The organism is Endozoicomonas ascidiicola, from assembly GCF_001646945.1.
In the GTDB taxonomy this organism is placed as follows: domain Bacteria; phylum Pseudomonadota; class Gammaproteobacteria; order Pseudomonadales; family Endozoicomonadaceae; genus Endozoicomonas; species Endozoicomonas ascidiicola.
The window spans coordinates 795,771-817,550 of sequence record NZ_LUTV01000001.1 but is presented as its reverse complement, the minus strand read 5'-3'; the positions used below and the strand labels follow the sequence as shown (position 1 = coordinate 817,550).

Sequence of the window (21,780 nt, the reverse complement as noted above, 5' to 3'; positions counted from 1 at the left end):
GATCCATTTCCACAAGGTGTGTGTTGCGCGTTTGGTGCTGAAGGCCACCTGTGAAGCGGATTGCTCACAACAGACTTGATAAAGGGCCATAAAGCGYTCGCGCGTCCTATGGTGAGGTTCTGATAATCCAGATTGATAGAGGCATTCTGGGGATTGATTCCATTTATCGTGTAGGACTTTAAGCATGAATCGAATAGTTATGGCAAAAAATGATCTGTAATTATACGTCTTGAATCGTTTTTCGTTTCATGCTTCGGATCAATTTATCTGCTCATTTAGAACCGTATGTTTCAAATGAGTTTTGGTTTAATAAATTTTGTGCATTCATAAGCGCTTTTTCTCCATCTGGTGGATAGGTGCTCTTGAGTAGCTGAATTATTTGGTAGCAGGCTTCCTTTCTAAGCGGTAGATCAGTTGCCGTATTCTCGCGTGCAAAAGAATATAAATCCTGAACAAGTCTCGAATAGATGCTTGACTGTCTTGCTTGAGCGTTCTGATCCCTGGTATTTCCTTCAGGGTCAAACGCTGGGTTTCTGGGGAGTTGAGCTGGGCCTGATTGAAAAACCTTTTCAGGAATGGAGGAAAAGCTGGCGGAGTAGATTGGATTGGAGAGTGTTTTCCATGCACTAGTAATGTTTAGTGGTTGCGCTGCTCGCTCCGTTAGGTCCTCAAACACTGACTCTTTTGTAGGACCGCCATTATTGCTTTCAGTTAACGAGGTAGTTGTGTTCGTGTGAGGGCGGATATCCAGGTATTGTAATTCACAGGTTGGATAGCTTAAGGGATGTTCGGGTTTCTGAGGCAATTGATTGCCTTCTGTGGGAGATGCTTGAACGGTTGATGATCGGAAGTTGGCTCTTGCGGCTCCATTGTTGGGTTCTTGGCTATTGTTAAGTAAGGCCCAACCACGTTTGGGGGTCACGCTATTCTGATTGTCCATATGACATGTCTTGTGGTGAAATATTACTTTAGACCGCTATCGTTTTTGTAGTTTCATGGCTTTCAGATTTTTTTGCTTGCAGGACAGTAGAAAACGTTTCAGTTCTGATCTGACTTGAAAGACAAAAAAAAGCGCCATTAGGCGCTTTTTTATTATTAGCGGAGAAATTTACTCGTCCAGGAAGCTGCGAAGGTGGTCCGAGCGAGTCGGATGGCGTAGCTTTCTTAATGCTTTCGCTTCGATCTGACGAATACGCTCACGGGTAACGTCAAACTGCTTGCCTACTTCTTCCAGTGTGTGATCGGTATTCATATCAATACCAAAACGCATGCGGAGTACTTTGGCTTCACGGGCGGTCAGTCCAGAAAGAACCATGCGAGTAGATTCTTTCAGGCCTTCACCAGTGGCGCGGTCGATCGGAGATTGCATCGTTGCGTCTTCGATAAAGTCGCCCAGATGGGAGTCTTCATCGTCACCAATCGGCGTCTCCATGGAGATAGGCTCTTTGGAGATCTTCAACACCTTGCGGATTTTGTCTTCCGGCATTTCCATGCGGATAGCCAGTTCTTCCGGTGTTGCTTCACGTCCCATTTCCTGCAACATCTGTCGTGAAATACGGTTCAATTTGTTGATCGTTTCGATCATGTGAACCGGAATACGAATGGTGCGAGCCTGGTCAGCAATGGAGCGAGTGATCGCCTGACGAATCCACCAGGTAGCGTAAGTAGAGAACTTATAACCACGACGGTATTCGAACTTATCCACAGCCTTCATCAAGCCGATGTTGCCTTCCTGAATCAGATCAAGGAATTGCAGACCACGGTTGGTGTACTTTTTGGCAATGGAGATAACCAGACGCAGGTTAGCCTCGACCATCTCTTTCTTGGCGCGACGAGCACGTGCTTCACCGAGTGACATCTTACGATTGATGTCTTTTACTTCGGTCAGCGTCAGAGTGAACTCTTTCTCGATATTCGCCAGTTTTTTCTGGGCGCGGACAATGTCTTCACGGTGTGTCAGCAGTGCTTCAGTATAACCACCACTACCGGATGCTAGCTCTTCAACCCAGTTCAGGTTGGTTTCGTTACCAGGGAAGACTTTCAGGAAAATCTTGCGAGGCATTTTGGATTTACGAACACACAGCTGCATGATGGTGCGTTCGTTAGTACGAATGCGATCCACAGCGTGACGAATTCGGAAAACCAGCATTTCGAAAAAGCGGGGAATAAGCTTCAGTGGCATGAAGGCTTCAGCCAGCTCGGTCAGTGCAGCCTGACTGTTACTGCGACCGTTGCCGGCAATAGCGGCATTGGCTTTTGCCAGCGCGTCTCTGAGAAGACCAAAGCGCTCTTTGGCTTCTTCCGGATCAAGGCCTGTATCGACTTCTTCCTCGTCGTCATCTTCACTATCGTCATCCTTGAGGTCATCGTTATTTACTTCAACAACGACTGGAGGAGGGATGACATCATCACCTGGATCAATATAACCACTGATGATATCTGTAAGGCGACCTTCTTCTTCAACGACACGATCGTACTCATCAATAACGATTTGAGCAGAGCCCGGGAATTGAGCCAGGGCAGACATGACTTCACGCCAGCCTTCTTCAATTCGTTTGGCAATCTGGATTTCGCCCTCACGGGTCAGCAGTTCAACCGTACCCATTTCACGCATGTACATTCGTACTGGGTCGGTCGTTCTTCCTGCTTCCTGCTCAACGGCGGCGAGAGCGGCGGCGGCTTCTTCAGCGGCGGCTTCATCGGTGTCGGCTTCGGCCATTAACAGGGTGTCAGCATCGGGCGCTGTCTCAAAGACGCTGATACCCATGTCATTGATCATGCGGATAATATCTTCCACTTGATCGGGATCGGAAATATCTTCCGGCAGGTGGTCGTTTACCTCCGCGTAAGTCAGGTACCCCTGTTCCTTACCTCGGGCGATAAGCTCTTTTAACCTGGATTGTTGTTGCGAATTTGCTGACATATCAACCCTTCAACAGCGGATATTGACGAACCGGACAAAAAAACGTAAGCAGGCAATTATAGCTCATAAACTAGGTGTAGTAACACAGCGCAGCGGCCCGACTTAATAGAACGAGACACCGGAATGCATTCCATGACGCGGGTTACCTTTTCCCTGGTGTTTTCAGACCGGAGTTTGAATTAGATTTGTGGCCAATAATGCAGTTCCACGGGACACAATGACATTCAAGTATACCTAATATTCAACGGGATGCAGTTATTTTTTACTGTTTAAAAACTACTTGCCTACCAATAACGATCATTCACTTTTTTTATAATTGAGACTCTGTCGCTTACTTTCAAGTAGTTCCAGATATTTTTTTCGTGTTTCGTCGTCTAGCTGGCTTGGTTTTTTATTCTGCAGGCTGGTGTTGAGAAAACTGCTGTGCAGATTTTTGCTCTGTACTTCAACGTTACTTTTGCGAATGGTTGCGATGGTATCGAGAAATTCCTCAGAATGCGCCGCGGTCCCGTGGTCAAGAGCAGCCAGTACTTTTAAGCGGTCGCCTTTATCGGTGCCATACCATTGAGCAATCAGTGTGCTGGTTTTCATGGCTGGATTTTTTTTGAGCACGGTTAACAGTTCGATCAATAACGAGCTATCTGAATTGTTAGGTAATTTTAGATCGCTAAGAGGCTCGGCAACTTCGCTGGCAAACTCCGGATTACAGAGCAATTGTCGTATGGCATAACCGCAGGATGACAGTTTTGTACTGTGTCGTCTGGTTGTGATGGCTGGGAATGATTGTTGTTCTAGAGAAAAATAATTATCCCGGTCTGAGCTGTAATCCGAGCTGTAATCCGAGCTGTAATCCGAGCTGTAATCCGAACTCTGAAAAGCGGCTTCGGAATAACTGTGGTCGTAGGAATAGGTGGTTTCGTAACTGCTTGTGGGTGCCGATTGAGGAGTGGGTTGGGTGGCTTTTTCTGCCTCTGCCTGCACCGCGCGTTGCTGATCTTTCGCATGAGCCGTTTCTTTGAAATGTGCCTGCAGGTAATGCGTATCCAGCCCCGTGTGATCCGACAGCTTTTTCAGTAGCAGCTGGTGGAACAAACCTTCCGGTAGTTTGACGATATATGGTTGTGCCAATTTGGCAAGGCGTGCCCGTCCATCCATGGTGGTCAGATCGAGCTCAGACTCCAATTCGCGGAACAATAGATTGTCCAGGCTGATCGCCTGAGTTTTGATGCGCTCGTTAAATTGTTCAGCGCCTTCCTGTTGCACCATGCTATCCGGATCTTCGCCCTGAGGAAGAAACAAAAAGCGCGCCTGACGACCATCCTGCATATTGGGCAAAGTGGATTCCAGCGCCCGCCATGCGGCGCGTCGACCCGCATCGTCGCCATCAAAGCAAAAGACAACTTCGCTGACGACTTTGAAAAGCCGAACCATGTGATCGGGTGTTGTGGCAGTGCCCAGAGTGGCAACGGCGTTGGTGATGCCTTGTTGGGCTAGTGCGACCACATCCATGTAACCTTCAACCACAAGGATGCGGTTTAGCTTGCGGTTGGCCTGTCGGGCTTCCCATAAACCGTAAAGCTCTTTTCCTTTGTGGAAAATCGGTGATTCTGGCGAGTTCAGGTATTTGGGTTTCTCATCACCTAATACTCGGCCACCAAAAGCGATGTAGCGGCCACGACTGTCACGGATCGGAAAAATAATGCGATCACGGAAGCGGTCATAAATCGTGTTGCGATCTTCATTTTTCACCAGCATGCCGGTGTTGATCAGTTGCAGTTCTTTTTCTGGTGAAGTGGCCAGTTCGCTTTTCAGGTTGTCCCAGCCCGGTGGGGCAAAGCCAATAGCAAAGTGCTGGCAGGTGGCTGCATTCAGACCGCGGTTTTTCAGATAGCTGGTGGCTCGTGGCGAGTGATTGTGTTGCTTCAATTGCCCAGTATAGAAATCCACAGCCTTATTCATAAGGTTGTACAGTTCGGTGTGGTCAGGGCCCCGATTTTTCAGGGCGTTTTCTTCCCGTGGCACATCGAGACCTAATTGGCCTGCCAGAGTGTCCACCGCCTCCGGGAAGTCCAGATGCTCGAAATCCATAACAAAGCCAAGGGCATTACCACTGGCGCCACAGCCAAAGCAGTAATAGAACTGTTTGTCCGGACTGACGGAGAACGACGGTGTTTTTTCCTGATGGAAAGGGCAGCAGGCAGAATAGTTGCGACCGGTTTTCTTGAGTTTTACCCGATGATCGATGACATCAACGATATCAATACGGGTGAGCAAGTCATCAATAAAGTACTGGGGGATGCGCCCGGCCATAGAAATTGTCTGCGCCTGAAACAGAATGTGGAGAGTAAAGGATACTATCACCCGCTTGGGAGGGTGTCATGCTGGTCGTCGTCGCGCGGGCAGATTAACCCAGTCGGGATTTTACGATCTTGCTGATGGATGACATGTCTGCCCGGCCTTGAGCCTGAGGCTTAACGATAGCCATCACTTTGCCCATATCCGCCATAGAAGATGCACTAGTACTCTGGATGGCATTATCCACCAGTTCGGTGATTTCGGTGTCGGTCAGTGGGGTGGGGAGATATTCCATCAGGACTTCGAGTTCGAGTTGTTCCTGATCGGATAAATCCGTGCGGCCAGCCGCGTTGAACTGTTCAATGGCATCGCGACGTTGCTTTACCATTTTGTCCAATACGGCCAGGGCACGTTGATCGTCTAATGATTTTTCGTCGATCTCAATACGTTTCAGCTCGGCAAGCGCCAAGCGGATAGTACCCAGACGAGGTTTGTCGCGATTGCGCATGGCGTCCTTCATGGCGTCTGTCAGAGTATCTCTAACGGTGCAATCACTCATAGCCTCTTCCTTTTCAAGGGTACTTAGTACTGTGAACGGATCGGAAATTCATTCGATTGATTCAATGGCTAGAAGCCAATCAATCAATACAGACGTTCACGACGACGCTGCTCGCGCTGTAGTTTTTTAAGATGACGCTTAACGGCAGCAGCGGCCTTACGCTTGCGAACAGTGGTAGGCTTTTCGTAGTGCTCACGACGACGCACTTCAGCCAGAACACCAGCTTTTTCACAGGAGCGCTTGAAACGGCGCAGGGCTACGTCAAACGGTTCATTCTCTTTAACTTTAACAGCAGGCATGCAGAGATCACCTTCCTTTTATAACAAGTTGTGTCCCATAAACCCCTGGGTCTGATGGACTCAGTAGCAAGTTCATGGCAGAAATACAGCCAATGCTGCGCGAATACGATCATTCGGCCGGGTGTTTACTGAACTGAATAGCGAGTTAAAGAGATTTTCAACTTGCAATTTAGTACCAATATCCACTGAATCAGGTCGGATTAATCGTAGTTTTTCAAGGGCGCGAATTTTAAAGGTTATTCTACCAAAATGCAAAAAATGCCGTTCTCAACGGTTGATTCTTGATGTCTGGAAAGTAAGTCCAATATAGGTTGTCTGATCGTGATTTTGAGCGTGTTATCGGGCGTCAAAAAACGGTGAACGGACACCATGTCGGAGTAAGGTTTTGGCAGAGAAAGATGAAAGCCCGTTCACTCTTTTCCATTTATCACGCTGAAATACGGCTTATCCACCACTGGGTATGCCTGTGACAAAACGGTTAAATCGCCCCCTAGTCTGACAAATGGAAGGCGTTGTTGGCAGTACAAGTACCCTCCAATTACAAGGATTAAGCCGTACCTGAAGAGGTGGACCCAGATCGTTATACCCGTCGCCTTTCAAGTTGCTACTTTGTTGGCTGCATTTATGCCCTCGGGTACTCGCTCACCCCAATCACCTACTACTCGTAGGCTCATGGGGATTCACTCGTTTGCCGCCGCGTAGCAACTTGAAATCCTTTGGGTATAGTTATGATCTGGGTTTCGATGTTTATGTCGTGACCAGGGACGTTCCGATGAAGCTTGTATGGATTCCAAATACTTTTTCCGTGGTAAGGCAGTTGCTAATTTATGCGCTGCTGGTTTGCCCGATGCTCGTTCATTCCGATCAGTCTGATGCCTTGGAAACCCCAAATAACTCAGATGAGCCTTCACCACTCTTTTATAGCGATGGGTCAGCAAATGGTTACCAATACCGGGGCTGGTGGGCTGCAGGCTTGAGTGCTATCAGTGTCGGCGCTTTATTTTCTGATGATTTCAGCAGAAGTGAGAAACGACACTTTGGACTGGCAGTGTTGACCGGTGCAACCAGCCAGACGAGGCTCCGTAAGTATGGTGTTTTTGATAACTCACGTTGGGCGAGGGTGCTTCTGGCTACTAGTTTGGGTGTGGTGCCCGGTTTAATTGATGACCTTGCGCACAAACAATTCAATAAAGATGATCTTGCCGCAGAAGCGTTGGGTAGCTTGGTGGGGGCAGTTGTTTCTGACCTTCTTCAGGGGCCGGTCGATGACGGCCCACAGTATGGGGTTGCCATTGGCTTAGGAAAGGTCGGACTCGTTTTTAACTACGATTTTTAGTTTTCTCGCCATACCACGTAATCAAAACAAAAATCCCGTTTGCAACAGCTTCTGTTACAAACGGGATTTTTGTTTGTCCGGCAGTTATTATTACCCCCGTTAATAAATGTAAGGTTCACTACACATGGTTGTCCTCGGGATAGAAACTTCCTGCGATGAAACCGGCATCGCCCTTTACGACAGCAAAAAAGGGCTGTTGGGGGATGCGCTGTTCAGTCAGATCGACATGCACGTTGATTACGGCGGCGTCGTTCCTGAACTGGCCTCCAGGGATCATATCCAGCGAGTGCTGCCATTGATTAGTGAAGTGCTTGATCAGGCGGGTCTCAAAAAAGCAGACATTGAAGCAGTTGCTTACACCCGTGGCCCGGGTTTGGTAGGTGCATTAATGGTGGGGGCCTGTGTGGGCAAAGCGCTGGCCTGGGCGTGGGATGTCCCTTCCATCGGTGTGCATCATATGGAAGGCCATTTGCTGGCGCCCATGTTGGAAGATAACCCAATTGCTTTCCCATTTGTTGCCCTGCTGGTTTCTGGCGGGCACACCCAGCTGGTTCAAGTGGATGGTATTGGGCAATATCATTTACTGGGGGAATCGGTGGATGATGCCGCTGGCGAGGCCTTTGATAAAGTCGCCGCCATGCTGGGGTTGGATTATCCCGGTGGGCCAGCGATTTCCCTACTGGCTGAGAAAGGTACAGAAGGTCGATTCCGCTTCCCAAGGCCAATGACGGACCGTCCGGGTCTGGATTTTAGTTTCAGTGGTTTAAAAACCTTCACGCTCAATACCGTTGCCAAGTGCCGGGAAGCGTCAGATGTTGAACTGAGCGAGCAGGATCGAGCAGACATTGCCCGGGCTTTTCAGGATGCGGTCGTGGCAACGCTGACCATCAAGTGCCGCAGAGCGCTTCAGCAGACGGGTATGAAACAGCTCATTATTGCTGGTGGTGTTAGTGCGAACACATCCCTCAGAGAGTCTCTTGAATCCATGGTTGCTAAAGAAGGTGGCGAGTTACGTTATGCTCGCCCACAATTCTGCACCGATAATGGCGCGATGATTGCCTATGCCGGCTGCCAGCGTCTGGTGGCTGGTCAGAATGATGGCCCTGAAGTGGTGCCGGTGCCGCGATGGCCTATGGATCAGCTCGAAGCCGTCAACTGATTTAAGCGATGTCTGGAATGAGGAGTATCCTGCATGGATAAAGTACGAATTGAAGCGATTGAAACGCAGGCGGTCATTGGGGTCTATGAGTTTGAGCACGATGCGCCGCAGCCATTGATATTGGATCTGGAACTAACAACCGACTTCACCCATGCCTTTGCCAGTGATGATCTGCAGGATGCTCTGGATTATGACGCGATCACCCAGCGGGTCAGAGGATTTTGTGCCGCCTCCCGTTATCAGTTGATTGAAGCGTTGGCCGGTGGAATCATCAAACTGATGATGGAGCATTACCCTGTGGATAAAGTGGCAATTACTATTCGCAAACCACAGGCTTTAAAAGGTGCGATGGCAACCGTGTGGTGTGAGAGAAGCCGACAGCAAATGGCGGCGTTGGATATTTAATCCATTGAAATGATCACTCTGAGTTCAGAGTTTTGCGACATCCTCTTAGGGAAGTGGAAGGGAAGATAATACCATCGTCATCTCCGCGAAGGCGGAGATCCACTGTCGTTGTGGGTTCCCGCCTTCGCGAGAATGACGGGGTGCTGGTATTTCTTTAAATACCACTTCCCTTAGTGCTTTTTAAGAATGCCGCTAATGCAATTAACTCTTGCCTGTTCTAAAGCCAGACCTAACGCCTTTCCCTTTACTGTCTCCGACATGAGATCTTTTGCTTTGATCTGAAGGCAGTGCGTTAAACATTCAAGAATAAAATCTCTTTTCAATTGCACTTCCTGAAAAGCAATGGCAAGCGCATCCAGAAAAAAGTGAAAGCGCTCCGGTCGTCTTAAGGCGTCCGTGGCATTAAACAGCGACATTATGTCTGCTGCCTGCAACTCTGCACAAAGCTGCCGGGCTTGTTGGGTGTGGTCAGTGATCAGGCGAGCCTGTTCGACAAACGCAGATGGCAAACGCAGCCGTTTGGACAAAGTCCTGAGGCTCTCGGATAAATGGTTCTGAGCATCATCAGAAATAAACAGGCAGCTAAAGCGAACCAGATCAGGTGATTTATGACCCGCCGCTTTGTTCGAGTAGGTTAATGCTTTATTAAGTTGTGAATGACAAAGCTCCGGAAGCACAATATTCAACGCCCCGCACTGCTGGAGAATAATAAAGTACTGGTCAGGGTTGTCTTCCATCAGCGCATTTCGGGTTTCCTGCCATACCCGTTCAGCGACGAGAAAGGATGCTTCGCCACTGCTGACCATGGTGGTCATGAGCGCCAGGGTGTCATCAGCAATGGTAAACTTCATGGGCGTCAGGCGGGCAGCAAAGCGAGCAGTGCGAAGAATGCGCAGGGGGTCTTCAGCAAAGGCCTCGGAGACGTGACGGAGAATGCGATTTTCGAGATCTTTCTGACCATCGTACGGGTCGATGATGCGACCTGCTTCGTCTTCTGCCATGGCGTTAATGGTCAAGTCTCTGCGAAGCAGGTCTTCTTCAAGGGTGACATCACTGGCCGTGTGAAAAGTGAACCCGCCATAACCATGGCCGCTTTTGCGCTCGGTTCTTGCCAGAGCGTACTCTTCTTTGGTTTGAGGGTGCAGAAACACCGGAAAGTCTTTGCCCACGGGTTGGAAGCCTTTTGCTTTCATGATCTCCGGCGAGGCGCCAACCACAACCCAGTCCTGATCTTTGACCGGCAAACCCAGCAGCTTATCCCGAACAGCACCACCAACCCGATAAATCTGCATAGTGAAACAGCGCCTTAAAATGAAGAAAGCAAAATTCTTTTATATCAGAATAAGACAATAGTTGACTAATCTGTTAAATCTGAAGGCTAGATTTTTAGCCTGGAGGATATCGATGAGCAGTACACAGTGGACCCGTGAAGCCATCGGCAAAATTGATGCCGACTTCCAGAGAACGGCTGATACTCATTTGGTTAAGCTGGATTTACCACAGCTGACGGGTATTCAGTTGTACCTGAAAGATGAAAGTACCCACCCAACCGGCAGTTTAAAACACCGGCTGGCCAGATCGTTATTTCTCTACGGTATCTGCAACGGTTGGATCAACCAGGGCACTACGGTTATTGAATCCTCTTCAGGCAGTACAGCAGTTTCGGAAGCTTACTTTGCCCGGTTGTTAGGTTTGCCATTTATTGCCGTCATGCCGCGCTCCACGTCGGCTCAGAAAATACGACAGATTGAGTTTTATGGCGGCCAGTGCCATCTGGTGAATAGCTCCAGTGAAATTTACGCAGAGTCCCAGCGGTTAGCGACTGCCCTGGATGGGCATTACATGGATCAGTTTACCTATGCGGAGCGAGCAACCGATTGGCGCGGCAACAATAATATTGCTGAATCTATTTTTCGGCAGATGAGCGCCGAGCCCTGGGCAATACCTTCGTGGCTTGTGATGAGTGCAGGCACCGGCGGCACATCTGCCACCATTGGGCGTTATATTCGCTACCAGAAACTGGACAGTAAACTGTGTGTGGTTGATCCGGATCATTCGGTGTTCCATGACTTTTACCACAGCGGTGATGAGAATCTGGTTATCAGCGAAAGCTCCCGTATAGAAGGCATTGGTCGTCCAAGGGTTGAGCCGTCGTTTGTGCCCGGTGTGATTGATGATATGAGGCGCATTCCCGATGGCGCAGCCATTGCTACGGTGCATTGGCTGGAGCAGATACTCGGGCGAAAAGCCGGACCCAGTACAGGAACCAATTTATTTGGAGCACTTCAGATTGCCCATGAAATGCAGCAGAAAGGGGAGCAAGGCGCTATTGTGACACTGCTGTGCGACAGCGGCGACCGCTATCTGGACACATGTTACAACCCAAACTGGGTGAAAGCAGAAATTGGCGATATAGCCCTGTGGCAAGAAAAATTGAATGACTTGATTAATGCCATGAACTGATCATTTAAAAAAAGCATTGGTATAATAAAAGGCTGCTTGGAAAAGTAGCCTTTTTTCGAGATTGTTTTCGTTGTGTTTTACATCATAGGCTTAACTATAGAGGCATTGTTGCTGTCGTATTCACCCCTGAAGGTTGTTACTCTAGCTCTTCTAGTCGACTCAACAATGCCTTATTCGTATTGCGTTCTTGATCTGCATGACGCTCAGCCCTTCTAGTGCCGTCTTCAGCACTCTCCCTAACCAAGTCTAACAATTGGCCGTCTCTCGATTTGATCTCTGAGACTTCTGATTGAAGATCAGCTACCGCTCCGTGGTTTTTCTCTAACGCGCCTACACTCCGCGCTAAAGCCGCTGTCACTTCTGTCAACTTAGCCTGTGATTCTTCATACTGACTCTGAAGCTGTTCATTTGCCTTGAGTGATTGGCTGTCAAGGCTGTTCGGGGTTGGTTCCAAGGTGGTAGAACGTAATGAACTTTCTAGCTCAGCCTGAGAAGACATCACTTCCTCTAAGCGAGCCAAAACTCTATCTATATTATTTTGAGTTGTTGAATGATCGACAACTCCCTCTGAAGAAGCTTGTGCTGATGTCCCTCCAGGCTTGCCGGCTCCGGCTGAAGAGGCTGGTGGTGGTGTCTCTTTAGGCTTGTCGGTTCCGGCTAAAGAGGCTTGTGGCGTAGGCTTGTCGGCTCCGGTTGCAGTAGCTGATGCCGATGGTTGCCCGGCTTTAGATGGTGTTTCTGATTTAGGGTTATCTTTTGGTGTCTCTACTGGCGCTTCGTCAACATTATTGAGTAGAGATTCATGCCCAACCAAGCCGGACCAGAAATGCCTACCTATATTAGAAAGACCACTACTTATGGAAGTATTTGATGCACCTTCAGCTTCGCTCGAAGTTGAGTCGGTTTGTTCTCCCTGTTTTACAGAGGCAGGGTTATCTCCGTTTGTAGCTTTAGAGGCTTGTCTTTCCGCTACAGATTTATTTGTTGGCTGATTAGTTCCACTTGCTTGAGATTGGTTAGCTGGAGCAGCTAATTGAGGCTGTGCGTCAGGTTGCCCTTTGACGGCAGCTCCATTTGCTGTAACGCCTTCATTAACTGAAGATTTTTGAGCGGAGTGTTGTAAATGTTGAGCAGATGTTTGTTGTACTGCACATGGGTTAGTGCCTATAGACATTATTTAGTCCTTATTCAGGTATTATTGAATTGGGATAGACATCTCTTCATTGTTTTTTCTGAGATGACTGCAACTTCGACAAAGGACTAAACGAAGGGTTCTATATCATTTAGAAATTAGTCTTCGATGCATCAATAGTGAATTTTTTATTTGAGACGGGTGTTCGTTTAAGCGTCATGGGTTTTATAAGATAGGTTCTATTTTAGAACGATGCTTGAGCTGATATGCTCAGTACTTTGGTCAATATTGGAAATGCTTTGCTCGGCAGTGATCCTGCTGGCACAGTGCGTGATACTTCAAGAATAAACAGAAATGAGTCTGGTGATAAGCACCCAACCATATGAAATTATATTTTCTGACTCATTGATCAGATCCTCTGACTGCGTTGCAACTCTGGTCACATAGCTCGCTATGCTCCCGCCGTTGCGCCTTGCAGAGAACCTGATCAACAAGTCAGAAATATGCGATTCCATATGGCCGGGTACTTAGGAATCCACCGCACTCATAGAATGGAGAACCCCCATGTTTCAGGCCAGAGATGCATTCAGTCAGGATTTTCTTAATCGCCCTGCGGCTCGTTTATGGCCGGCTATTTCCCCTCACTATGCCATTGATGAAACCGCCTGGCTGCAAGAGTTGGTGGCGGTGCTGGATGAATACCCAAACGATTATCATGTTATTGGCAGCCGCGCTTCAGAGTTGATCGAGCAAGTTCGCGGCAGTGATGACAGTATTCATATGATTGATGCGCTGTTGTTGCAGTACAGCCTGGATACCCGTGAAGGCATTTTACTGATGTGCCTGGCGGAAGCGCTGATGCGAATTCCAGATAGCCAAACCGCCGACGCGCTGATCCGCGATAAACTGAGTGTGGCGGATTGGAAGCAGCACCTGAGCCAAAGTGATTCTCTGTTGGTGAACGCCTCCACCTGGGGATTATTACTGACCGGTAAAGTCGTCAGTTTGGACGCTAACGAAGAGAGCTCAGCGGGCAGCGTGATAGGTAAACTGGTGAATCGGCTTGGGGAGCCGGTGATTCGTCAGGCGGTGAATCAGGCTATGAAAATCATGGGGCGTCATTTTGTGCTTGGGCGAACCATCAAAGAGGCGTTGAAAAACGGTTCGAAACCTCGAAGCAAAGGTTATAGCTATTCCTTTGATATGCTCGGTGAATCTGCCCTTACTGGCGATGACGCCCGACGATATTTTGAAGAATATCTCGCGGCCATTCGAACCGTGGCAGCGGAACCTGATAATCAGAAATCTGGTCGCTGTGGTGTGTCGATCAAATTGTCTGCTTTGCACCCCCGCTATGAAGTTGCCCAGAAAGCGCGCGTAATCAAGGAGCTGGTGCCGGTGGTTCTGGAACTAGTGCGCGAAGCTCGTGCCGGTAATGTAGCGATCAATATGGATGCGGAAGAGCAAGATCGCCACGAACTGTTTTTGGAAATATTTGAACAGGTTTACCGACATCCGGATTGCCAGGGCTGGGGCGGTTTTGGTTTGGTGATTCAGGCTTATGGCAAACGTGCGTTGCCATCGTTGTGCTGGCTGGTGGCATTGGCTCGGGAACAGGGGGATCGTATTCCGGTTCGTTTGGTGAAGGGCGCTTACTGGGACAGCGAGATTAAACTTTGCCAGCAGCAGGGGCTTTCGGGTTATCCGGTGTATACGAGAAAAGAAGGGACGGATGTTGCTTATTTAGTGTGCGCCCGTTTTTTACTGTCTGAATTGGTGAGAGGCGCTATTTATCCACAGTTCGCTACCCACAATGCGCATACCGTTGCCAGCGTATTGGTGATGGCGGAACGTGAAAGCGCGGATGATTTTGGCGCTTTTGAATTTCAGCGGCTCCATGGCATGGGTGATGCGCTTTATAACCGCGTGCTGGAAGAGCATAAAACGCCAGTGCGAATTTACGCGCCGGTGGGTAGCCACAAAGATTTGTTGCCTTATCTGGTTCGGCGGTTGTTGGAAAACGGTGCGAACTCTTCTTTTGTTCACCGACTGGTGGATGCGAAAACCCCGGTGGCCGAACTGGTACAACACCCGGTGGATTTATTGAGACAGAAAACCTGTTTTCATAATGACCGGATTCCTCTACCGCCGAAGATATACGGCGATGGTCGATTGAATGCCCGAGGCGTGAATATTGATGTGGAAAGCGAATGGCAACCTTTCCGGGAACAAGTTGCGCGTTTTATGTCTCACTCCTGGCAGCAGGGCGCATGGTTGAATGGCGCGTTGGTGGCTGGGTCGAATACCGCAGAAATAACCTGTCCTTATCAGCGCTCAGACAGTGTTGGCAAGATGAGCTGGGCAGATGAAAGCAGTGTCGAAACAGCGTTAAACAGTGCGGTTGCCGGTTTTGAAAAATGGAGCCGTGCGCCAGCAGAACAGAGAGCAAAGTGCCTGGAAAATCTGGCTGAGTTGCTGGAAACTCATCGGGAAGAGCTCGTAGCCTTGTGTCACCGGGAAGCGGGCAAAACCATTCACGATGCCATTGATGAAATTCGCGAGGCGGTGGATTTTTGTCGTTATTACGCCAATCAGGCACGGGAGAAGTTTGCGGAACCTTTGGTGATGCCCGGGCCTACCGGAGAATCCAATGAACTTCGGTTCAGCGGGCGTGGCGTGTTTTTGTGCATCAGCCCCTGGAACTTTCCACTGGCCATTTTCCTCGGGCAAGTGACGGCGGCACTGGCGGCGGGGAATGCGGTTATTGCTAAACCTGCGGAACAAACCAGCCTGATTGCCGGCAGAGCGGTGGAACTAATGTTGGCAGCGGGGATTCCTGGTGATGTGATTCAGTGTTTGCCCGGTGATGGTGCGCAGTTGGGCAGCCGTTTGGTGATGGATGAGCGCATTGCCGGTGTTGCCTTCACCGGATCAACAGAAACCGCCCGCAAGATCAATCAAACACTGGCAAACCGACACGGGGCGATTGTGCCGCTCATTGCTGAAACCGGTGGGCAGAATGCCATGATTGTGGATTCCACTGCGTTGCCAGAGCAGGTGGTTCAGGATGTGATCTTATCTGCCTTTGGCAGTGCGGGGCAGCGTTGTTCTGCACTGCGAGTGCTCTACGTGCAGGAAGATATTGCCGATCGTGTGATTGGCTTATTGCAGGGCGCCATGGCTGAGCTGGTGGTCGGAAATCCGTCATTACACTCAACAGATATTGGACCCGTGATTGATGAGCGGGCGCGGCAAGGCTTGCAGGCGCATATTGATCGTATGAAGCAGGAAGCAACATTATTGGCAGAGTGTCGCTTACCCGAGAGTTGCAAAAGTGGCAGCTTTATTGCACCGGTAGCGTTTGAGATTGACAGCATACGTCAGCTGGAGAAAGAGCATTTTGGCCCGATTTTACACGTGGTTCGTTTCAAAGCCAGCAAGCTCTCGGCTGTGATTGATGAGATTAATGGCTCCGGTTATGGCCTGACACTGGGTATTCATAGTCGTAATGAAATTACGGCGTCGTATATTACGGAGCGGGTAAAAACCGGCAATACTTACATCAATCGAAATCAGACGGGCGCTGTCGTTGGCGTCCAGCCATTTGGTGGGCAAGGGCTTTCGGGAACCGGGCCAAAAGCCGGTGGGCCGCACTACCTGTTGCGCTTTGCGATGGAGCAGGCGTTGACTATTAACACCACGGCTGTTGGTGGGAATGCGACGTTGTTGTCTTTGGGGGAAGGGTAGGTTTAATTTAAACCAGATTCGACTAGTTCCCACTCGGGGCGAGGCTGTCGCAAAAGCTCTGGTTCCCATGCTTTTATGCCCTTTGGGTATTGCGTGGGAACCCATTCATCTATCTCTTTGAAAATTAAGAGGTATGCATTCCCACGCGGAGCATGGGAACGAGTTGGTTGGGAGTTTTGCGACACCCTCGGAGCATGGGAACGAGGTTTTGTTTTTGAGTGAGGGAAGTTATTCCTGCGTCACACGGTTCACTTCTTCCAAACTGGTGACACCTTGCAATGCTTTCAGCAGGCCAGATTGTCGTAGGTTGTTAAAGCCTTCCTTCTCGGCTTGCTTTGAAATTTGCAGAGAGTTGCCTTCTTCCATAATGATCTGCTGCATGCCCGGTGTAATTGCCACAACTTCATAAATCCCCACGCGGCCTTTATATCCATTGTTGCAGTTTTCACAGCCTTTAGGGCCGTAGATTTCGGCCTTGGCGGCCTGCTCAACGGTAAAGCCTTCTTCCAGCAGTGTTTCAGTTGGGATTTTCATTTTAACTTTGCAGCCACTGCACAACCTTCGAGCCAATCGCTGGGCAATAATCAAGCTGACGGACGTAGCAATGTTGAACGAAGGTACGCCCATGTTCTGCATACGGGTCAGGGTTTCTGCCGCACTGTTGGTGTGCAGGGTGGACATAACCATGTGGCCAGTCTGAGCCGCTTTAATCGCGATGTTAGCGGTTTCCAAGTCTCGAATCTCACCCACCATGATGATGTCCGGGTCCTGACGAAGGAATGCCCGCAGCGCCTGGCCAAAGTCCATGCCCTGTTTCGGATTCACGTTAACCTGATTGATACCTTCCAGGTTAATTTCCACCGGGTCTTCCGCTGTGGAGATGTTTCGCTCTGGCGTGTTCAGAATGTTCAGGCCGGTATAAAGCGATACGGTTTTACCAGAACCAGTTGGGCCAGTAACCAGAATCATACCCTGCGGTTGGTGCAGGGCATCCATGTACATCTTCTTTTGAGCGTCTTCATAACCCAGCGCGTCGATCCCCATTTTGGCGCTGGACGGATCAAGAATACGCAGTACGATTTTTTCGCCCCACAACGTCGGCAGGGTGTTTACCCGGAAGTCGATAGCCTTGGTTTTGGACAGCTTCATCTTGATACGGCCATCCTGAGGCTTCCGGCGCTCAGAAATGTCCATGGCCGACATAATTTTAAGTCGAGAGGCGATTCGCGGGCTCAAACTAACGGGAGGACGGGCGACTTCGTGCAGTACACCATCGGTACGAAAACGAACCCGGAAGGCTTTCTCGTAAGGCTCAAAGTGAAGATCCGATGCGCCGCCTTTAATAGCGGTGAGCAGCATTTTGTTAACGAACTTAACCACAGGTGTGTCGTCTTGTCCGCCACCACCATCGTCCCCTGGTGCATCGTCGTCAACAGCGCTGACTTCCAAGTCTTCCAGGTTGCCAAGCTCTTCATCATCCAGATCCGACAATGCCTGGCTGGAATCATCCAGCGTCTTGTCAATCATCTTCGCCAGCTGGCTTTCTTCAGCCAGCACCGGGTTCATGGTTAAACCCGTGTTGAAGCGGATTTCATCCAGACCGTGGTGATCTGAAGGGTCAGAAATAGCAATAAACAACATGGAGCCGCGCTTTATCAATGGCAGCACATTATGCTTGCGGAGTAGCTTTTCCTGCACCACGTTGGTTGGGAAGTGGGCTTTATCGTACGCCGCCAGATCCATCACCGGCAAGCCAAACTCTTCCGCAACGGCCAACATTAGCCCTTTTGGGTTCACTTGTTTTTTATCAAGAAGGTATCGGAAAAGAGATTGCTGAGCCTGGGCGGCACCGGCTTCTGCCTGACGGATGGCCGTTTCATCCATCAATTCATCAGCCAGCAGGCGGGCGGCCAGCCCTGTTAAAGGTTTGTTTGCCATAACCCGTGTCTGTACCCGTATCTATCCCTGAGGGGGAGTGTTTAGAGAATGATAAGTACTATATCAGCATAAATGGCGGATAGTTAAGGGGATTTTTGTGGTGTGCTGTGCATCTTGTTGCCCTGCTTTGAACTGCGTAGGTTGGTAAGCCGCAGGGTTGCCGACGAATCAGCTTCACAGCACCGTTTTAAGATGAAGATGTTCCACAAAAGGTTGGAAATCCCGATCGGAGTGAAGCAGTGAAGCGTTGTGTTCTATGCACCAGGTGGCAATGATGACATCAATGGTTTTTCGAATGGTAATGCCTCTCTGCCTGAGCTTACGAAAGTTATCAGCGCTTGCCAGTGCAAGAGAAGGAGAGCATAAAGAAAAGGTCTCCAGCTCAGTTAGCAGTTTTTTTGCCTGATCAAAATCACTTTGCTTTCTAAACCCCTGAAGCACTTCAGTCAAAATCAAATCACCCATAACCAAAAACTGATAATCCAAAAGCTGATCAAGGCGATCAGTTTCCGGTGTCAGAGTACCATTGAAATAATCAATCCAGACTGAGGAATCCACCAAAATCATTGTTGATTTCTCATATCGTCTAAATCACCATCCCATTGTAGTTTGCCCCGAAGCTGACGGATTTTCCGTTGCTTGCTCAGCTGGATTAACGCTTTCAGCCCCGCCTCTACGGCCTCTTTTTTCGTGCTAAGGCCACTGCTTTTCAGCGCCTGTTCCATTAACGCATCATTGATCACGATATTGGTTCGCATGGTTTATCTTCCAGAGTGATGTGTATAAATTAGTCTCTATTTGTGTATTGTAGATGGATTTTCTGGGTTGGCAAATCAGGCTGAGCACCGTCGGTAACCCATCGGGTTGCCGACAACAAAACCCGACAACATGCAACACCCCAACCACTGCATGCGCAAAATCAGAAGCAAAATTATGAGATGTTGAATGAGAATGAATAAAGCGGGACTGGTGTTTTCGGAGGGGTTGAGCGTCGGCAATTCCTCTAGTGCAAGGAAGCGTTAATACCCATACCGTTCGCACTGAGCGGAGTCGAAGTGTGGTGCTTTGATCCTTCGACTCCGCTCAGGATGAACGGGGATGTATGTCTTATAACACTTGGCTGCACTAGGAATACCGACCTTGCTTATGTTTTCTATCTGCAGATGTGAAACACGACACAGGTCAAACGATTGTAATATAAGACGGTTTCTGTATGTAAAAACGAATCTTTCATAGTTGTGAACTGTGTCACACCGTGATAACGTTTCGAACTATCCGTATAGTTGCTAATCACCTAAAAATTAAAGACTATTGGTCGGATGGATTACAGGAAGTCACTGTGCCCATGGAATGGCAGTTAAGGAAACAAGTATCTGCTGGTGGGTTAACACGCTACGGATGCTGAAAAATTGAATCTTATGTTCCCGGGGGACAAACACATGAAAAAACAACAGGGTTTTACTCTGATTGAATTGATGATCGTTGTGGCGATCATTGGTATTTTGGCGGCTGTGGCTATTCCGCAGTATCAGAATTATATTGCGCGTAGCCAGATGACGAGTGGCTTGGCTACTATTTCAGCGCTGAAGACTCCAGCTGAAGAAATGCTAATGTCTGGAACTGCACCAACTTTGGATGGTTTAGGTATTGCTACAAATGCTAGTCAAGTAGGTGAAATAACTACGACTATCTCAGATCAAGGCGTTGGCGCCATTACTTTTGAAATGAAGGGTGCTTCAGCTGCAGTAAATGGTGCAAAAATGAATCTTCATCGTACCGCTGCTGGTACTTGGAGTTGCTATACAACAGCGGGAACTAATGCTGACGCTTGGAGTGCTGATTACGCACCAAAAACTTGTTTGGTAGGTACTGCTCCAAGTTCATAGGAAAAATGAATATCCTTTTTTCACGCTCTGCGTGGAAATGCATACACATCTGGTAGTTTGCTTACACCGGATAAATCGGTAACTCAAACGAGTTACCGACTCATAATATACAAGCTTTCCTCTTACTCCCGTGAATACAATCCCCACAACAGACTCACTCATTAAAGCCGCTATAAGACCAGACGTCCTAGTGGGTATCATTAAACACTCACCTTTCTTCATTATCTTTGCACTTTTGTCCTGCCTGCTGATAACAGGATTAATATCTTTCCCCTTCAGCCCATTGGACTTTAACGCCAAACGCGTGCTGCTAATAGTTACTGTTTTACCCTCTTTATTGTTTATCATTCATCAATCTTTCTCAGGTAGTCAATTTCGCCAAGATTTATCACAACGCCTCTCACCCATTCCGCCAAAAGTAAGAGCTGGCTTAGCCCTAATCTTCATCTTGGGCACAATATCAAGCCTGCTATCAGCCTACCCAGCAAAAGGACTGCAGGAAGTTGGACTTTACGCCCTGCTGTTTTGCATGACCATTGTCGTATCAATCAGCAGAAATAATGAACAATTAATCATCCCGTGGCTTTGGGTTATCAGTATTGGCTTGCTGTTTTACACCATTGGCTATTTCTTCCAGTACATTTTATATCTCCAATTTAAACCCAAAGCATGGATGTACTCGATTCACGAGTATTCCAACCCCAGAACATTCAACCATGTGCAAGGGTGGTTGATTCCTCTGCTAGCTTTACTGCCACTGTTTGCCAAAGGCGTGTTTAAGCGTTTGAGCTGGTTTGGCCTGTCAGTGTTGTATTTCTATCTCTTGGTGACGTCGGTCAGGGGACTGCCGCTTGCCATGATTGCCAGTGCTTTTATCACGCTACTGGCTTTTAAACCGCAGGCGAAACTACTTCTGAAAGTTCATGCTAAGGCGTTTGTGTTTGGTGGGCTTGCTTATCTCTTGCTGATTCAACTTGTCCCTTTATTACTTGGGCATGGCTTATCGGACGAAAGCATTTTACACAGGCTGGATTCTGGGAGTTCTGGTCGTTTGCATCTATGGCAGGTAGCGCTGGATGCTTTTATAAAGTCACCATGGTTAGGCATTGGACCGCAACATTACATTACTCAGGGCACGGGTATTGGTTCGCCGCACAATATTATTTTGCAATGGTTAAGTGAGTGGGGAGGCCCTGCAGCGTTGCTGATGATTGGGTTATCGGTTTATGGTGGCGTTCGCTATCTTTTGGGTGTTCGGCAACGTATAGCCAGTGAGACTGTCTCCGATCATTCTGCATTGGTTCAGGTGGCTGTTTTTATGTCGCTACTAACGTCTGGGCTTTATGCTCAGCTCAGTGGTGTTTTTATCACGCCTCTTAGCCAGGTTTTGCTGGTGGTGATTGTGGGCAGTGCTATCAGTTTTCACAATCAAGAGGTTGGGGTTGTTCGGGCGCCGCTTCATTGGTTGGAAAAAATTCTATGGGCAGTGCTGTTACTTTTTTTACTTGTTACGTTTTATTGGGTTTTCTATAAAGAGTTTTATCTTGGGGAATACGACCTTTATTTACTTTGGGAAATGAATGCTCCGCGCTTTTGGCTGAATGGTGATTTTACGAGATAGTGGTTTTTCTTCATTTA

Annotated in this window: 17 protein-coding genes; 7 read left to right on the top strand and 10 right to left on the bottom strand. The window is 48.6% G+C overall.

All coding sequences use genetic code 11. The features are described 5' to 3' along the window. Positions 1-271 precede the first annotated feature (271 nt). The 5 genes from AKL11_RS03325 to rpsU form a co-directional block, all read right to left on the bottom strand. A complete protein-coding gene (locus AKL11_RS03325) occupies positions 272-940 on the bottom strand; it encodes a hypothetical protein (protein WP_067515168.1) in 669 nt (222 codons plus the stop codon). A 168-nt stretch (positions 941-1,108) separates the two neighbouring features. Further along, positions 1,109-2,923 (bottom strand): RNA polymerase sigma factor RpoD, encoded by a 1,815-nt coding sequence (gene rpoD, locus AKL11_RS03320; RefSeq protein WP_067515167.1) that lies wholly within the window; start codon positions 2,921-2,923, stop codon positions 1,109-1,111. A 297-nt stretch (positions 2,924-3,220) separates the two neighbouring features. Further along, positions 3,221-5,233, bottom strand: a complete 2,013-nt coding sequence (gene dnaG / locus AKL11_RS03315) for a DNA primase (RefSeq protein ID WP_067515166.1) — start codon at positions 5,231-5,233, stop codon at positions 3,221-3,223. A 94-nt stretch (positions 5,234-5,327) separates the two neighbouring features. Then, positions 5,328-5,777: a GatB/YqeY domain-containing protein gene (locus AKL11_RS03310; protein WP_067515165.1), complete on the bottom strand. Its 450-nt coding sequence runs from the start codon at positions 5,775-5,777 to the stop codon at positions 5,328-5,330. Between the two features lie 83 nt (positions 5,778-5,860). Beyond that, complete coding sequence (gene rpsU / locus AKL11_RS03305) at positions 5,861-6,076, bottom strand: 30S ribosomal protein S21 (protein WP_067515164.1); 216 nt, start codon at positions 6,074-6,076, stop codon at positions 5,861-5,863. 772 nt (positions 6,077-6,848) lie between these two features. Here rpsU and AKL11_RS03300 point away from each other — a divergent pair. From AKL11_RS03300 to folB, 3 genes are all read left to right on the top strand, one after another. After that, entirely contained in the window at positions 6,849-7,412 is a 564-nt protein-coding gene (locus AKL11_RS03300) for a hypothetical protein (protein WP_067515163.1), read from the top strand. Between the two features lie 124 nt (positions 7,413-7,536). Next, entirely contained in the window at positions 7,537-8,571 is a 1,035-nt protein-coding gene (tsaD, locus tag AKL11_RS03295) for a tRNA (adenosine(37)-N6)-threonylcarbamoyltransferase complex transferase subunit TsaD (protein WP_067515162.1), read from the top strand. Between the two features lie 33 nt (positions 8,572-8,604). Further along, positions 8,605-8,976 (top strand): dihydroneopterin aldolase, encoded by a 372-nt coding sequence (folB, locus tag AKL11_RS03290; protein ID WP_067515161.1) that lies wholly within the window; start codon positions 8,605-8,607, stop codon positions 8,974-8,976. Positions 8,977-9,146: 170 nt separating this feature from the next. Here folB and AKL11_RS26405 read toward each other — a convergent pair whose 3' ends face one another. Further along, on the bottom strand, positions 9,147-10,268 hold the full coding sequence (locus AKL11_RS26405; protein ID WP_067515160.1) for a tRNA nucleotidyltransferase/poly(A) polymerase-related protein: 1,122 nt from the start codon (positions 10,266-10,268) through the stop codon (positions 9,147-9,149). A gap of 112 nt (positions 10,269-10,380) precedes the next feature. On the opposite strand from AKL11_RS26405, the gene AKL11_RS03280 reads away from it, so the two are divergent. After that, positions 10,381-11,439, top strand: a complete 1,059-nt coding sequence (locus AKL11_RS03280) for a PLP-dependent cysteine synthase family protein (protein ID WP_095210126.1) — start codon at positions 10,381-10,383, stop codon at positions 11,437-11,439. A gap of 136 nt (positions 11,440-11,575) precedes the next feature. Here the strand turns inward: AKL11_RS03280 and AKL11_RS03275 are convergent, their stop codons facing one another. Then, on the bottom strand, positions 11,576-12,613 hold the full coding sequence (locus AKL11_RS03275; RefSeq protein WP_067515159.1) for a hypothetical protein: 1,038 nt from the start codon (positions 12,611-12,613) through the stop codon (positions 11,576-11,578). A gap of 522 nt (positions 12,614-13,135) precedes the next feature. On the opposite strand from AKL11_RS03275, the gene putA reads away from it, so the two are divergent. Beyond that, positions 13,136-16,318, top strand: coding sequence for a bifunctional proline dehydrogenase/L-glutamate gamma-semialdehyde dehydrogenase PutA (gene putA, locus AKL11_RS03270; RefSeq protein WP_067515158.1), 3,183 nt, complete (start codon positions 13,136-13,138; stop codon positions 16,316-16,318). 228 nt (positions 16,319-16,546) lie between these two features. On the opposite strand, the gene pilB is transcribed toward putA, so the two are convergent. The 3 genes from pilB to AKL11_RS03255 all read right to left on the bottom strand — a co-directional run bounded on the left by pilB (position 16,547) and on the right by AKL11_RS03255 (position 19,014). Continuing rightward, positions 16,547-18,256: a type IV-A pilus assembly ATPase PilB gene (gene pilB, locus AKL11_RS03265; RefSeq protein WP_067515157.1), complete on the bottom strand. Its 1,710-nt coding sequence runs from the start codon at positions 18,254-18,256 to the stop codon at positions 16,547-16,549. 174 nt (positions 18,257-18,430) lie between these two features. Continuing rightward, positions 18,431-18,823 carry a type II toxin-antitoxin system VapC family toxin gene (gene vapC / locus AKL11_RS03260; RefSeq protein ID WP_067515156.1) on the bottom strand — a complete coding sequence of 131 codons (393 nt, stop codon included), beginning with the start codon at positions 18,821-18,823 and terminating at the stop codon, positions 18,431-18,433. Beyond that, positions 18,820-19,014, bottom strand: coding sequence for a type II toxin-antitoxin system VapB family antitoxin (locus AKL11_RS03255; RefSeq protein WP_067515155.1), 195 nt, complete (start codon positions 19,012-19,014; stop codon positions 18,820-18,822). Before AKL11_RS03255 ends, vapC begins: the two co-directional genes overlap by 4 nt. Positions 19,015-19,695: 681 nt before the next feature. Here AKL11_RS03255 and AKL11_RS03250 point away from each other — a divergent pair. Together AKL11_RS03250 and AKL11_RS03240 are read left to right on the top strand one after the other, a co-directional pair. Beyond that, the gene (locus AKL11_RS03250; protein WP_067515376.1) at positions 19,696-20,142 is read left to right on the top strand and encodes a pilin; all 447 of its coding nucleotides are present in this window, start codon (positions 19,696-19,698) and stop codon (positions 20,140-20,142) included. A 529-nt stretch (positions 20,143-20,671) separates the two neighbouring features. Continuing rightward, the gene (locus AKL11_RS03240) at positions 20,672-21,763 is read left to right on the top strand and encodes an O-antigen ligase family protein (protein ID WP_067515153.1); all 1,092 of its coding nucleotides are present in this window, start codon (positions 20,672-20,674) and stop codon (positions 21,761-21,763) included. Positions 21,764-21,780 lie beyond the last annotated feature (17 nt).

Excerpts from the sequence above, each read along its gene's own strand:
- AKL11_RS03325 (WP_067515168.1), bottom strand. The coding sequence starts at position 940 with ATGGACAATCAGAATAGCGTGACCCCCAAACGTGGTTGGGCCTTACTT.
- rpoD (WP_067515167.1), bottom strand. The coding sequence starts at position 2,923 with ATGTCAGCAAATTCGCAACAACAATCCAGGTTAAAAGAGCTTATCGCC.
- dnaG (WP_067515166.1), bottom strand. The coding sequence starts at position 5,233 with ATGGCCGGGCGCATCCCCCAGTACTTTATTGATGACTTGCTCACCCGT.
- AKL11_RS03310 (WP_067515165.1), bottom strand. The coding sequence starts at position 5,777 with ATGAGTGATTGCACCGTTAGAGATACTCTGACAGACGCCATGAAGGAC.
- rpsU (WP_067515164.1), bottom strand. The coding sequence starts at position 6,076 with ATGCCTGCTGTTAAAGTTAAAGAGAATGAACCGTTTGACGTAGCCCTG.
- AKL11_RS03300 (WP_067515163.1), top strand. The coding sequence starts at position 6,849 with ATGAAGCTTGTATGGATTCCAAATACTTTTTCCGTGGTAAGGCAGTTG.
- tsaD (WP_067515162.1), top strand. The coding sequence starts at position 7,537 with ATGGTTGTCCTCGGGATAGAAACTTCCTGCGATGAAACCGGCATCGCC.
- folB (WP_067515161.1), top strand. The coding sequence starts at position 8,605 with ATGGATAAAGTACGAATTGAAGCGATTGAAACGCAGGCGGTCATTGGG.
- AKL11_RS26405 (WP_067515160.1), bottom strand. The coding sequence starts at position 10,268 with ATGCAGATTTATCGGGTTGGTGGTGCTGTTCGGGATAAGCTGCTGGGT.
- AKL11_RS03280 (WP_095210126.1), top strand. The coding sequence starts at position 10,381 with ATGAGCAGTACACAGTGGACCCGTGAAGCCATCGGCAAAATTGATGCC.
- AKL11_RS03275 (WP_067515159.1), bottom strand. The coding sequence starts at position 12,613 with ATGTCTATAGGCACTAACCCATGTGCAGTACAACAAACATCTGCTCAA.
- putA (WP_067515158.1), top strand. The coding sequence starts at position 13,136 with ATGTTTCAGGCCAGAGATGCATTCAGTCAGGATTTTCTTAATCGCCCT.
- pilB (WP_067515157.1), bottom strand. The coding sequence starts at position 18,256 with ATGGCAAACAAACCTTTAACAGGGCTGGCCGCCCGCCTGCTGGCTGAT.
- vapC (WP_067515156.1), bottom strand. The coding sequence starts at position 18,823 with ATGATTTTGGTGGATTCCTCAGTCTGGATTGATTATTTCAATGGTACT.
- AKL11_RS03255 (WP_067515155.1), bottom strand. The coding sequence starts at position 19,014 with ATGCGAACCAATATCGTGATCAATGATGCGTTAATGGAACAGGCGCTG.
- AKL11_RS03250 (WP_067515376.1), top strand. The coding sequence starts at position 19,696 with ATGAAAAAACAACAGGGTTTTACTCTGATTGAATTGATGATCGTTGTG.
- AKL11_RS03240 (WP_067515153.1), top strand. The coding sequence starts at position 20,672 with ATGACCATTGTCGTATCAATCAGCAGAAATAATGAACAATTAATCATC.